The sequence below is a fragment of the Staphylococcus saccharolyticus genome, from assembly GCF_900458815.1.
Classification (GTDB): Bacteria; Bacillota; Bacilli; order Staphylococcales; family Staphylococcaceae; genus Staphylococcus; species Staphylococcus saccharolyticus.
The window spans coordinates 987583-1000842 of sequence record NZ_UHDZ01000001.1 but is presented as its reverse complement, the minus strand read 5'-3'; the positions used below and the strand labels follow the sequence as shown (position 1 = coordinate 1000842).

The window sequence follows — 13260 nt, the reverse complement described above, 5'->3', positions numbered from 1 at the left end:
CTCTTATCGTTCAGACGCTATGTGTCTGCAAAACGGTTTGGCACCTTTCTTTACATAAAAGAGGTTGCTGGGTTTCATTGGGTCCATGTCCCTCCACCACTCAGGATAAGAGAATCCGTTAAAAATAATACTACCTAATTCAAAGGTTAATGTCAATTTTCGTTTACTCAGCTATTCATTTTTAAGGTGGATTAATCAAACTGTTGTTATACTATCTAAATGTAAAGGCTTACATTGCTACTATTGCTTGGAGGGATTGAGTATGTCAATGGACACATACACAGAAACAACCAAAATAAATCAATTATTAAAGAAATCATCAACTGTCAACAACACAACTATACAACAAGATTTTAAACAACAATGAAGGTCAACTTACGGAACTTGAAGCAATTAATGCTAATACAGGAAAATATACTGGACGTTCACCTAAAGATAAATTTATAGTTACAGAACCTTCATATAGAGATAATGTCGATTGGGGCGACATTAATCAACCTATAAATGAAGAAACATTCTTAAAACTCTACAACAAAGTTTTAGATTATTTGGATAACAAAGAAGAGTTATATGTCTTTAATGATTATGCAGGTAGTGATAAAGATACACGTTTAAAATTAACGGTTATTAACGAATTAGCATGGCATAATTTATTTGCTCATAATATGTTTATTCGACCTGATTCAATTGAAGAAGCTAAAACTATCAAACCTAACTTTACAATTGTTTCCGCACCTCATTTTAAAGCAGACCAGAAATAGATAGTACACATTCAGAAACTTTTGTCATCATCTCATTTAATATTAATCGGCGGAATTGAATATGCAGGAGAAATGAAAAAAGGAATTTTTTCAGTAATGAATTATCTTCTTCCAATGTAAGACATTATGAGTATGCATTGTTCAGCAAATGTCGGAGAAAAAGGCGATGTAGCACTATTCTTCGGTTTATCAGGAACTGGAAAAACTACCCTCTCAACCGATACTAACCGTAAACTCATTGGTGATGATGAACACGGTTGGAATAAAAAAGGTGTATTTAACCATTGAAGGTGGATGTTATGCCAAAGCTATTAATCTCTCTAAAGAAAAAGAGACTCAAATATATAATGCTATTGAATATGGTACAGTCTTAGAAAATACTGTCGTAAAAGATGATGGCACCGCAGATTTCGAAGATAATCAATTTACTGAAAATACAAGAGCAGCATATCCTATAAACCATATTGATAATATTGTCTTACCATCAAAAGCTGCTCATTCAAATACAATTATTTTCTTAACAGCTGATGCATTTGGTGTTATCCCTCCAATTTCAAAATTAACAAAAGATCAAGCAATGTATCATTTCTTAAGCGGATTTACGTCTAAACTTGTAGGTACTGAACGTGGAGTGACTGAACCCGAACCTTTATTCTCTACTTGTTTTGGTGCTCCATTTTTACTATTAAATCCTACAGTTTATGCAAATTTATTAGGTGATTTAATTGATAAACATGGTATCAATGTTTATTTTAGTTAACACAGGTTGGACTGATGGAAAATATGGTGTTGGGCGAAGAATTAGCTTGCATTACACACGTCAAATGATCAACCAAGCTATCTCAGGAAAACTCAAAGATATTGAATATAAAAAAGACAGTACATTCGACTTAAGTATACCTATAGAAATTGAAGATGTTCCGAAAACAATCCTAGATCCAGTGAATGCTTGGAGTGATGAAGATAAATATCGTGAACAAGCACAAAACTTAATCAATCGTTTTGAAGAAAACTTTAAAAAGTTTGGTTCAGAAGTAGAACATATTGCCAAGAAAGGCGCCTTTAATAAATAATTGATTCATTTGATCATTTTAAATTGGAAAGAGCCCAACCGAGTATCTCACTTTGTTGGACTTTACTACTTTTATATTACATTTTTATATTTATGGAAATGGCTTTATCTTTTGATTTTCTTCTATTATCTTCATCCATTCATGAATCTTACCTAAAGTTTCTTTCATAGCTTTTGGTCTAGGTACATGTCCTTCTTTAAGTTGATAGAACGTTTGATATTCAACGCTTTTGCGTTTTAACTTTCCCTCTAGATCATAAGCTTGGTGAATGCCTACTTGAACATCCTTTCCACCATGAATAATAAGTATAGGTGGACTGTCTTTATGAATATATCTAACTGCATCTCGTTGTTGATAGGCAGATTTATTCTTTTTGGGATGCCCAACCATACGACGCAACATTCCTCTCAAATCAACACGTTCTTCATACATTGAAAAAATGTCCGATACCCCACCCCATATTATATAACTATTGACAGGTAAGTCTTGAAAAGTAAGCAGTCCTTGAAAACCACCACGCGAAAAACCAACCATATGAATAAAAGCATATGGATATTGGTGGTGTAACAGTCGAATCAATTGAATGACATCATTTAAGTCTCCATGATAAAATTCATCCTTACCTTCACATCTGTTATTTCCTCTATAGTACGGACCTATGACTAAAGTATGTGCATCTGCAAATTGCATAAGTCTTGCTGCTCTATCCTTGCCAACTTGTCCTTTTCCACCGCGTAAATATACGACAATTCTTTTAACATCTTTTTTAAATTTTGGCATCATCATGAGCGCTTTAACTTTTAACGCATCAACTTGATAGGTAGCTTCTTCAAAATTATGTGTATGAGAGTCAATTGGCATCTTTTTAACTTTAATAAAATCCAAGTTCCCTCACCCTTTCCAAACAATGTAAGATTGCAGCGTCTTCAATTAAAAAACTCCGCTGTTCGTATGGAATATCATCAATTTTGACATAAAGACATGGACCATTTGTTTCATAATAGCTAGATGAATTTTCAATGTGACTTACTTCTATAAAGAAAACATCTTTTAAAAATAGTGATTTATCCTTCGTTTTGATTTGATATTGCGCAATATAGTGTGTCTTTTTTGGAATAGCACCTGTTTCCTCATGTAGTTCTCTTAAAATTGCATCTATACTTTTTTCATTCTTTTCGACTTTACCACCAGGAAGTTCTATACCTCGATGTTTATGTTTCGTAAACAATAATTTGTCATTAAATACTGGAACTGCAAGAACGTGATTACCGTTCGGTATGTCGACATCATCCTTATAATTAAGCACAACTTCTCTCCCATCTTTATCACAAAAGTTCACGTTCCTCACTTCCCCTCATCCTGTGTTAAAATGTAATTATTAAATTCTTCGTAGGAGGTTTAAATGCGATATTGAAAAAGATATTTCTATCATTGGTAGTGTTTTATCAACGTTATATATCACCACTCACACCACCTACATGTCGTTTTTACCCTACATGCTCTGAATATATAAGAGAAGCAATAGAATACCACGGCGCATTTAAGGGACTCTACCTTGGTATACGTCGTATTCTTAAATGTCATCCATTTCATAAAGGTGGATTTGATCCAGTACCATTAAAAAAAGATAAACATTCTACTGCTAAACATAAACACTAAAGTCTTTTAAGTTTTGACTGATTCACTTGAGGGGGATTGAAGTAAATCAATCCCTCTTTTAAAATACCAGAATCATTCACAATATCTTCATAAAAGTAGTAGCCTTGAGGCGTTACATCACCTGGACAATCTCCTTCTTTGGCAAGCATCGCAGTAAAATATCTACTTAAACCAAATTCATACATACCACCTACTACAAATTGAATTCCTCGTTTCTTTAATATTTCGATGATTTCTAACATTTTATCAATTCCACCAAGTCTAAAGGGTTTTAATACAACGACTTCGATAGGATATTCATTAATGATTGATAAAATATTTCTAATTGAAGATGCTTTTTCATCAATAGCAATAGCTGGGTAATTTGTTAAATCAATTAAATCTAATTCTGTCATTAATTTAAATGGTTCTTCAATGTAAATAATATCTCCTGTATTTAACTGCTTAATCTTTGAAAAATTATCAATAGAAAGTGATTCATTCGCATCAATAGCGATGTGATTATTTAGATTAAGAGCACGAATAACATTTAAATTATGATTTAAATTAGGAGACCATTTGAGTTTAACACGTTTAGGTTTAGTCTTTTTTAACGTATCTAGTTGCATTGGCGTTAATCCATTAACAGTCGCTCCATATTCAACCTCAAATGAAAATAATTGATGGTACATTTGGTATATAGCCATGACTACAGTTGCTCTTGTGGCTGGTGTTGGCTCTAATTGCTTTAGAAAAGGTAACCAAGATTCAAATGTAGCAAAATTTTTGTCAATCACTTGTGGAATCCATTTTTTTAATTGCCTTTGAACAGTTAAAATTGTTTCATCAGCATACCAAGTTGTATCAAATGCATTACATTCACCATAAAATGTTTGATCATCATGTGTGACTATTTCTATGAATAAACTTTCGCGTTCAGTAAGTTCTATTTTGGGAGTGATAATTGGGGATTTAAAAGCTTCCTTATATTTATAAAGATTAATTGATTTAATTTTCATATACCAAACCTTCATTCATAACTTTACTGCGCTGTAATTTACCAGTGGATGTATAAGGTAAGTCTGTCACGTGATAATATGCTTTTGGCAATTTATATTTTGCCAAATTTTCTTGAAAATATTGAGCTAAATCATTTTGATTAATCTTTTCCTCAGCTAAATAATATAAGACCGGAACTTGTCCCCATGTATCATCATCTCTACCCACACAAACCGCATCTGAGATACTTTTATAGCGCTTGGCTATTGTCTCAACTTGATAGGGATAAATGTTCTCGCCACCACTAATAATTAAATCTTTACGTCGATCATAAACCATAACATAACCTTCATTGTCAACTTCAGCTATATCTCCGGTATTAAAAAAGCCATCCTCAAAAGTATCTGGTAAATTTTCAGGATATAAATAACCATTCATGACATTGTTTCCTTTAATAAGCAGCTCACCATGTCCTTGATGATTTGGATTTTTAATTTTTACTTGAACGTTATCACTTGGTTTTCCTACTGTATCATGACATATTGCAAGCATATCTGGTGAAGCTGTTAAAAATTGTGAGCATGTTTCTGTCATACCAAACGAGTTATAAATCGGTAAATGATTATTTAAAGCTTGCTCTATTAAATGAGACGATAACTTCGCCCCACCAAGTAGAATTTTTTCTAAAGTATATGGTTGTGTTAATCCAGCATCCATTAACCACTTTAATGTCTGGGGAACAAGTGATACGTGTGTAACATGATTGGTTTTGATAATATCTAACATAGTATTAGAATTAAATTTTTTTACTAATCTTACTGTAAATCCTTTAATCACTGCTCTTAAAATCACGGTAAGACCTGAAATATGATAAATAGGCAAAACAGAAAGCCAAATCGTTTCTTGATCATATCCTAAGCTTTGTTCACATCCTTTAGCACTTGCTAAATGATTATTAAATGTTTGAGGTACAGCTTTCTGTGGACCAGTTGTACCTGACGTAAACATAATTGACGCGATATTTTCTAATTTAAATTCGTTAGTTGAAATATCTAGGGGCGTCAACTGTTTTAAAGAATTAAAGGAGTATAACTTAAAATCATCTAATTCTATAGGTAATGTATAAATAATCGTATTCACATTGATTGACTTTAACTGATTGATTATTTCTTGGCTTGTCAATCGTGTATTAATCATCGCCACTTCAACATTCGCTAGCCAACAAGCGTGAATCAGAATGACCGACTCAATATCATTATTTATATACAGCCCTATCCTAGGTTGTTTAAGTGCTGAAATATGTCTCGCCAAGTGATAAGCACTCTCGTATAATTCCTTAAATGTAAGAGAAGACTTATCAGTCACAATTGCCAATTTATCTTTTTTTAATTCAGCTTGATCTTTTAACCAAAAGTCCACACAACATTCCTCCAAATTATATACAATATTAATTATAACTACTTACTTAATAAATATCAGTAGTTTAGTTTTAAAGAAGATAAATTTAAAGTATAATTGTTGAGAAAAAATGATTATGATTCAATTCATTATAACATTTTTATTTGTCTATTTAATTATTATCATAATTTTGTATTTTCATAATAAATAAATTTTTAGTTATTATGAATTTCTCTAAATTTCATAATGTTTACCTTTATATTCAAAAAAGATTGGAAATATAATTCTAAGCTTAGTTGTGATGTATCTACTTAAACGTCACAATGTTCACTGCATTCTATCGTATGGACTGATAAGAAGTTAAAATTTCTTATCAATCTAATTTAGTTGTATCCGAAATTATTGTGACCGTATTAAAAATTACTTTAACTAAAATGGATCCAACTATTCATACTTCTAATCACAATTTAACTAAAAATTTTAGATGGATATTAATGAATAAGAAGTTAAAATTCTACGTACCTGTTTTAAACCTTTATCTATCAAGGATTTAAGACTAAACATAAAAATAGCGCTTAAAACGGATTTAAACCATTTTAAGCGCCGATACGGAGAGTGAAGGATTCGAACCCTCGAGACGCTTATGGCGCCTACACACTTTCCAGGCGTGCTCCTTCGGCCAACTCGGACAACTCTCCATAACCATATATTAAAGATATAAAAAAACAGAAGCGATATTTCACTTCTGTTTGTATGACTCCTACGGGACTCGAACCCGTGTTACCGCCGTGAAAGGGCGGTGTCTTAACCGCTTGACCAAGGAGCCATGGCTCCACAGGTAGGATTCGAACCTACGACCGATCGGTTAACAGCCGATAGCTCTACCACTGAGCTACTGTGGAATAATAAAAACAAATGGAGCGGGTGATGGGAATCGAATCCTCGAATGTCGAAACCACAATCCGATGCGTTAACCACTTCACCACAACCTCCAAAAATAGCGAATGGTTCAGGACAGAATCGAACTGCCGACACATGGAGCTTCAATCCATTGCTCTACCAACTGAGCTACTGAACCACAATTGTAATGGCGGTCTCGACGGGACTCGAACCCGCGATCTCCTGCGTGACAGGCAGGCGTGTTAACCGCTACACTACGAGACCTACTAAATTATGTATTGCGGGAGGCGGATTTGAACCACCGACCTTCGGGTTATGAGCCCGACGAGCTACCGAACTGCTCCATCCCGCGATAATATTATTTTTGACTGCCTGACAATCATACCATCATCACCTTTACAATGTCAACACATTTTTAATTAAATTTAACATTTCATTCATTTAGACTTTAAATTACTTTGTAGTAATTGTTGTCTCGAAGAAGTACTTTACTCAGTATATTAATTTCGCTAAAGATAGTCAATAACGTTTTACAATTTATTTGTGTAAAAAATTACTTCATATATCATTTTATAATATTTATTACTAAATGATGGTTAACACATTTGTCACTTTTGAGTTATATATTTATAAAAACAAAATAAGACACCCCGTTGCATCTTATTTTGTCATATAATCTTGCATTCTTGCCTGTAGTGAAGTAAAGGTTACAAATCCCTCATCTTCTAAAAAGTGTCCTCCATTTTCAACTACCCGAATATGACCGTTCAATGTGTCCATTAATCTTTCGGTTTCTTTATAAGATACATATTTATCATCTTTAGACGTTAAACCATAAAAATGATCAACTTGAGATTTTACTTTATCGTAATCGATAGTTACACCTCTCAAATCAACATTTTCATCTATATCTTGAGCATCCTCTTTAAATCCGGCAATACTGAAAAAACCTTCTATATGATGTGCAGTCTCTTCCAAAAATTTTAATGCAGTAATTGAACCAAAGCCATGGGTAACAAAATACGTATCATGCTTACGAATATGAATTTGGTCTTTCATTTGATTAACCCATTCATCAATTTGAGCATGCACATCAGCTTCTAAATTAAATAGTGTCACACGATACCCTTCTAAAGTTAAATTATGTTTTAACCACTCATACCAATGGTTTTTAGAGTTACCATATTTTGAATGTACAATTATTACGTCTGTCATGACCCTCACCTCTTGTATTTAAAATTAAGTTTATCTTAAATTAAAAACACTTTAAAAAGAAATGACATCTGTGTAATTAAACATTACTGACTGTTATATAACCTAAACAAAATCATACCAATTAAAGTGTTCATATGCATTATAATTCTGCTATTATTTCTTCAATAGCATTTTTACCTTGTTGAATACAATCTGGTAATCCTACCGCTTCAAAAGATGCTCCTGTTACTCTTAAACGAGGATATGTTGTCTCAATATGGTGCTGAATAGCTTTAATACGATTAATATGTCCTACATGATATTGTGGCATACTTTTCGGCAAACGATTGACTATTGTAAAATCTGGATCACCTGTTATAGTCATCATTTGACTTAAATCTTTTCTAACAATCGAAACAATTTCATCATCTGTATGATTATCAACCACAGTGTCTCCTGGTTTACCAATGTAAGCTCTAATCAAAACTTTTCCTTCAGGAGTGGTAAATGGCCATTTTTTTGAAGTCCAAGTACAAGCAGTAATATCAGTTTGACTAGTTCTAGCAATAACAAAACCAGTACCATCATATGTGTTTTTAATGTTCTTTTCATCAAACGCCATAACGACTGTCGCAACAGTAGTTGAATCCATCTTATTGAAATAATCAAATGCTGGATCATGGCTAAACCACTTCATAAATACTTGATGAGGGGTAGTAACTAATACACCATCAAACTTTTCTTTGTTATCTTCTAAAATAATTTCATAATCTTTTTGAGATACAACAATATCATCAACAGGTGTATTGTAACAAATACTTACGCCTTTTTTTTGAACATCTATTTCAAGCGCCTCTATAAACGAACTTAATCCATGTCTAAATTGTTTGAATTGTCCTTTTGGTGCTCCAGGATAGAGCTGACGTTTTTTTATGTGTTGCTCTTTTTCATGTTTCATACCTTTAATTAAACTACCAAATTTTTCTTCTTTTTCTTTAAAACTAGGAAATGTACTCATCAAGCTTAATTGATCAATATCACTACCGTAAATCCCTCCCATTAGAGGTTCAATTAAATTCTCAAGTACTTCATTACCTAAACGTTGTCTAAAAAAGTCCCCAACTGAAATATCACCATTCATCTCTATAGGTTTTTTAAATAAATCGAGACCCGCTCTTAATTTGCCTATTGGTGAAATGAGTCTAGTGGTTATAAAAGGTTTAATATCTGTTGGAATTCCCATAATAGAACCACCAGGAATAGGATACAATTTATTTTTAGCAAAAATATACGATTGTCCTGTAGTGCTTGTAATTAAATCATTCTCTAAACCAATATCCTTAGCAACATCAGTCATAATTTTTTTGCGTACTAAATAAGATTCTGGTCCTAATTCAATGGTGTAACCATCTTTACGATACGTTTGAATTTTCCCTCCAGGTCTATTGAAAGCTTCAAAAATGGTTACTTCAATGGATGGATCTTCATTTTTAATAAAATACGCACTCGCTAAACCTGTAATTCCAGCTCCAATAATTGCTACTTTTTTACTCAAATCTTTCACGCTTCCTTTCAGATTTGCTCAAATCCACACTGAAATCGTGTTTAAAATTTATAATTAAAGACATTTTTTACAAAAGGAATTCCCCCGATTTAATGGAGGAATTAAAACTTTACTTTATTTATACATTTTAAAAATGTGCTTTAACTTCGTCAACAATTGCTCCAATAAATAATGGATCTGTATTAGGCATATCAGGACGATAATAGTTAGCACCAATATCATCACAAACTACTTTACATTCATAGTCATTATCATAAAGTACTTCTAAATGCTCACAAACAAAGCCTACTGGTGTATATATAAAGTTTTTATATTGATGTTGATGATATAAGTCACGAGTAAGATCTTGGACATCAGGTCCTAACCAAGGTGTACCTGTATTCCCCTCTGATTGCCATCCTTCTGCTACATGAATAATGTTTGAATCTTGTTTTAAAATCTCAGCGGTTTCATGTAATTCTTTTGGATAAGAATCATTATTGCTTTCTAATAGAGCTTTAGGTAAACTGTGTGCAGAAACGACTAGAACTGTTTGATTATGTTCTTCGCGTGGAATTCGTTCTAAAGTTTCGTTAATTTTGTTTGCCCAATATTTAATAAATTTAGATTGATGACAGTAATGTTTAATATGAGTTAACTTAATACCATATTTGTCTGCTTCTTCTTGTGCTCTATCATCATATGAACCGACAGAAAAACTTGAATAATGTGGCGCAAGCACTACTGTTACTGCCTCTTCAATACCATCATTATGCATTTTTTCAACCGCTTCTTCAATATATGGTGAAATATGTTTTAAGCCTAAATATAATTTAAATTCTACATCTTTATATGCTTCATTTAATGCTTGAGTTAATGCTTCAGCTTGTCTATCTGTTGTACTTGCTAGAGGAGAAAGACCTCCTATAAATTCATAGCGGTTTTTTAAATCTTGTAGTTCTTCTTCAGTTGGTTTTTTACCTCGTCTAATATCAGTATAATAAGGCTCGATATCATTCTCTTTGTATGGTGTTCCATATGCCATTACTAATAATCCGATTGTTTTAGTCATTAATAATACCTTCCTTTTAATATTAATTATTGTTATTTAAGTAAGGTTTGGATTAAAACCAAATCTTTTAAAGAACTATTTTGAAGTATATTGATGAACAAATTCTGTTACTTTTCTTAATGTTTCCGGCTTTACTTCAGGAAAAACACCGTGACCTAAATTGAAAATATGTTTACCGCGTTCCATACCTTGATCTAGTATTGATTTTAACCGTGATTCAATGACGTCCCACGGAGCTAATAATAGCGAAGGATCAAGGTTACCTTGTAACGTTTTGTTGACTCCTAGATCATCAGCATGTTTAATTGATGTTCTCCAATCTAGCCCTAGAACATCTATAGGTAAATCATTCCACTCATTGATTAAATGACTTGCACCTACACCAAATAATATGACAGGCACATCATACTGAGCTTTAATCCCACTGACTAATTTGTTCATAGCTGGCTTAATATAATAATTATAATCTTGTATATTAAGTGCGCCTACCCATGAATCGAAAATTTGAATCAATTCCGCGCCAGCTTCTATTTGTGCCACTACATAATTTATAGAGATTTCAACAAGATGATTCATAAGTGCGAACCAAGTTTCTTCATCTCTACACATCATCGCTTTTGTAAAATTATAATTTTTAGAAGGCCCACCTTCTATCATATAAGAAGCTAAAGTAAATGGCGCACCTATAAACCCTATTAAAGGAACATTCAACTTTTCTTGTGTCAATAGTTTAATTGTATCTAACACATATGGCACATCTCTTTTAGGATCAATTTGAGATAATTTCTCCACATCTTGTACCGATTTGATTGGATTTGAGATAACTGGTCCTATTCCAGATTCAATATCTACATCAACACCAATTGGCTTTAATGGTGTCATGATATCTTTATACAAAACAGCTGCGTCAGTTTGGTAATTATCTACAGGTAAATGAGTGACGTAAGCACACAATTCCGGTTGATGTGTAATTTCAAAAAGTGAATATTTTTCTTTTAATTTTCGATACTCAGGTTGCGAACGTCCTGCTTGTCGCATAAACCATACAGGTGTGTGTGACGTTTCTTCACCTTTAACTGTTTTTAAAATTGTATCGTTTTTGCTGTGCACCCTTAAGTCCTCCCACATTAAAATCATTCTTATCAATGATAGCATACTGTATATATTTTAGTATTTTAATATGCTTAAATGTCATAAAAATGACATAGTACTTCTAACTAGCAATTTCCTTTTATCTATTATTGATTCTTTACTTTTAAATTCTAGAGATATGGGTAAATGATTTATAATTAAGCAATCATTAATTGAACTATTTTCAAATGATACATTTAGTATTATATTACATATTATTATGCTATTTTCCACTTTTTATTAGATATATTAATCTTTTATTGTGCAAAAGAAATTCTATAATCGTATAATAAATTAAAATAAAGGAGGTATGTGTCATGAAACTATACACATCTTATGGTACATATGGCTTTTTAAACCAAATCAAACGCAACAATTCAGAGCATCATTTGTTTCAATTTTCAGCTGATGATTCATCTGTTATATTAGAAGAAACTGATGAAAAAACAGTTTTAAAACATCCTAGTGCTTATCAAGTCATTGATAGTATTGGAGAATTTGATGAAAATCATTTCTATAGCGCTGTCTTTGTTCCATCATCTGAAGACCATAGCAATCATCTAGAGAAAAAGTTATTACATTTAGGTGCCCCTTTTAGTTCATTTGGTGGATTTAAAAGCTACCGTTTATTAAAACCTTTAGAAGGTAATACGTATAAAATTTATTTTGGATTTGCAAATAGATTAGCCTATGAGGATTTTAAAGCATCAGATATATTTCAGAATAACTATTCAAAAGAAGCATTAAGTCAATATTTTGGATCAAGCGGACAACATTCTAGCTATTTTGAAAGATATTTATATCCTATAGAAGAACATTAATTGTCATAAAGAATCATGAGTTCTACATTTAATAACCCTTCAATGAACTTAAATCAATCATTGAAGGGTTTTACCATTAATGTATAAAGCTAATGAGTGTCTGAATAGTATCATTTTCAATGATTATAAATAGACCCAAGCCGATATATATGATAGCCATTATCCAGCGACTAAATTTTTCTATCACTTCTCCTACACCTGGTATATTTGCAAGTTTCTGAGCTGTAAAAACTAAAATGAAAATAAGGATTATAAAAGTAATTAATGTCACAATTAATTCTAAACCATTTAAAGTTGTAAAGTAAGGAACAAATAATCCAATATTATCAGCGCCACAACTTGCAATCGTTACAAGTACAACGGTTTTCGTTAATTGTGAAAGTCCCTTTTTATCTAATTCTGCTTTAGCTTTCTTTTCATCTTCACAATCGTCGTAAATAGCTACTTTCAGCCCGAGATAAATAGGTATAAAACCTAAGAGACCTAAAATCCATTTTTCTGGAACATAATGTAAGACGTAAGCAAAAAATAAACTTATAAGATCCTAAATATTGTCCTACATAAATGTCTTTATAATGGTTAGAACTTGTAGCTCTAGCAAAGTAAATTAATAAAATCACTAGTAAATCTACTGTGATAGTAATATAAAGAACAGCAGACGTGATGATTGTTTCAAACATATTATCCCTCTATTTTGTTACTCTTAAAATCAAATTTTGAAAAAATAAAT

Annotated in this window: 12 protein-coding genes, 6 tRNA genes, 2 pseudogenes and 1 riboswitch; of the genes and pseudogenes, 5 read left to right on the top strand and 15 right to left on the bottom strand. The window is 32.2% G+C overall.

Annotation, left to right across the window (positions count from 1 at the left end; genetic code table 11):
* Positions 1–112: riboswitch (SAM riboswitch) on the bottom strand.
* 211 nt (positions 113–323) lie between these two features.
* The 3 genes and pseudogenes from DYE57_RS12815 to DYE57_RS12805 all read left to right on the top strand — a co-directional run bounded on the left by DYE57_RS12815 (position 324) and on the right by DYE57_RS12805 (position 1834).
* Positions 324–1049, top strand: a pseudogene (locus tag DYE57_RS12815) (phosphoenolpyruvate carboxykinase (ATP)).
* Complete coding sequence (locus DYE57_RS12810; RefSeq protein ID WP_269780151.1) at positions 1033–1521, top strand: phosphoenolpyruvate carboxykinase (ATP); 489 nt, start codon at positions 1033–1035, stop codon at positions 1519–1521. Before DYE57_RS12815 ends, DYE57_RS12810 begins: the two are co-directional and overlap by 17 nt.
* The gene (locus DYE57_RS12805) at positions 1505–1834 is read left to right on the top strand and encodes a phosphoenolpyruvate carboxykinase (ATP) (protein ID WP_425262406.1); all 330 of its coding nucleotides are present in this window, start codon (positions 1505–1507) and stop codon (positions 1832–1834) included. The genes DYE57_RS12810 and DYE57_RS12805 overlap by 17 nt, the downstream gene beginning before the upstream one ends.
* Before the next feature lie 90 nt (positions 1835–1924).
* Here the strand turns inward: DYE57_RS12805 and DYE57_RS04960 are convergent, their stop codons facing one another.
* Both DYE57_RS04960 and ytkD read right to left on the bottom strand, forming a co-directional pair.
* Positions 1925–2719, bottom strand: a complete 795-nt coding sequence (locus DYE57_RS04960) for an alpha/beta hydrolase family protein (protein ID WP_115313080.1) — start codon at positions 2717–2719, stop codon at positions 1925–1927.
* Entirely contained in the window at positions 2706–3173 is a 468-nt protein-coding gene (gene ytkD / locus DYE57_RS04955; protein WP_165417884.1) for an RNA deprotection pyrophosphohydrolase, read from the bottom strand. The genes DYE57_RS04960 and ytkD overlap by 14 nt, the downstream gene beginning before the upstream one ends.
* 71 nt (positions 3174–3244) lie before the next feature.
* On the opposite strand from ytkD, the gene yidD reads away from it, so the two are divergent.
* Positions 3245–3493 (top strand): membrane protein insertion efficiency factor YidD, encoded by a 249-nt coding sequence (yidD, locus tag DYE57_RS04950; protein ID WP_165417885.1) that lies wholly within the window; start codon positions 3245–3247, stop codon positions 3491–3493.
* Here yidD and menC read toward each other — a convergent pair.
* From menC to hemE, 12 genes are all read right to left on the bottom strand, one after another.
* On the bottom strand, positions 3490–4491 hold the full coding sequence (menC, locus tag DYE57_RS04945; RefSeq protein WP_115313077.1) for an o-succinylbenzoate synthase: 1002 nt from the start codon (positions 4489–4491) through the stop codon (positions 3490–3492). The genes yidD and menC overlap by 4 nt on opposite strands.
* Positions 4481–5890, bottom strand: a complete 1410-nt coding sequence (menE, locus tag DYE57_RS04940) for an o-succinylbenzoate--CoA ligase (protein WP_115313076.1) — start codon at positions 5888–5890, stop codon at positions 4481–4483. Before menE ends, menC begins: the two co-directional genes overlap by 11 nt.
* A gap of 588 nt (positions 5891–6478) precedes the next feature.
* Positions 6479–6567 (bottom strand) — tRNA-Ser (locus DYE57_RS04935).
* Between the two features lie 56 nt (positions 6568–6623).
* Positions 6624–6695 (bottom strand) — tRNA-Glu (locus DYE57_RS04930).
* 1 nt (position 6696) lies between these two features.
* Positions 6697–6771: transfer RNA gene (locus tag DYE57_RS04925), tRNA-Asn, on the bottom strand.
* Between the two features lie 103 nt (positions 6772–6874).
* Positions 6875–6947: transfer RNA gene (locus DYE57_RS04920), tRNA-Phe, on the bottom strand.
* A gap of 10 nt (positions 6948–6957) precedes the next feature.
* Positions 6958–7033 (bottom strand) — tRNA-Asp (locus tag DYE57_RS04915).
* A 14-nt stretch (positions 7034–7047) separates the two neighbouring features.
* Positions 7048–7121, bottom strand: a tRNA-Met gene (locus DYE57_RS04910).
* 308 nt (positions 7122–7429) lie between these two features.
* Positions 7430–7984: an RBBP9/YdeN family alpha/beta hydrolase gene (locus DYE57_RS04905; protein WP_115313075.1), complete on the bottom strand. Its 555-nt coding sequence runs from the start codon at positions 7982–7984 to the stop codon at positions 7430–7432.
* Between the two features lie 139 nt (positions 7985–8123).
* Positions 8124–9518 (bottom strand): protoporphyrinogen oxidase, encoded by a 1395-nt coding sequence (gene hemY / locus DYE57_RS04900; protein WP_115314123.1) that lies wholly within the window; start codon positions 9516–9518, stop codon positions 8124–8126.
* Between the two features lie 136 nt (positions 9519–9654).
* Positions 9655–10578: a ferrochelatase gene (gene hemH / locus DYE57_RS04895; protein WP_115313074.1), complete on the bottom strand. Its 924-nt coding sequence runs from the start codon at positions 10576–10578 to the stop codon at positions 9655–9657.
* A gap of 75 nt (positions 10579–10653) precedes the next feature.
* Positions 10654–11706, bottom strand: a complete 1053-nt coding sequence (hemE, locus tag DYE57_RS04890) for a uroporphyrinogen decarboxylase (protein WP_165417886.1) — start codon at positions 11704–11706, stop codon at positions 10654–10656.
* A 320-nt stretch (positions 11707–12026) separates the two neighbouring features.
* Here hemE and traP point away from each other — a divergent pair, with 320 nt between their 5' ends.
* The gene (gene traP / locus DYE57_RS04885; protein WP_115313072.1) at positions 12027–12530 is read left to right on the top strand and encodes a signal transduction protein TRAP; all 504 of its coding nucleotides are present in this window, start codon (positions 12027–12029) and stop codon (positions 12528–12530) included.
* 76 nt (positions 12531–12606) lie between these two features.
* On the opposite strand, the pseudogene DYE57_RS04880 reads toward traP, so the two are convergent.
* A pseudogene (locus DYE57_RS04880) lies at positions 12607–13210 on the bottom strand (CadD family cadmium resistance transporter).
* Positions 13211–13260 lie beyond the last annotated feature (50 nt).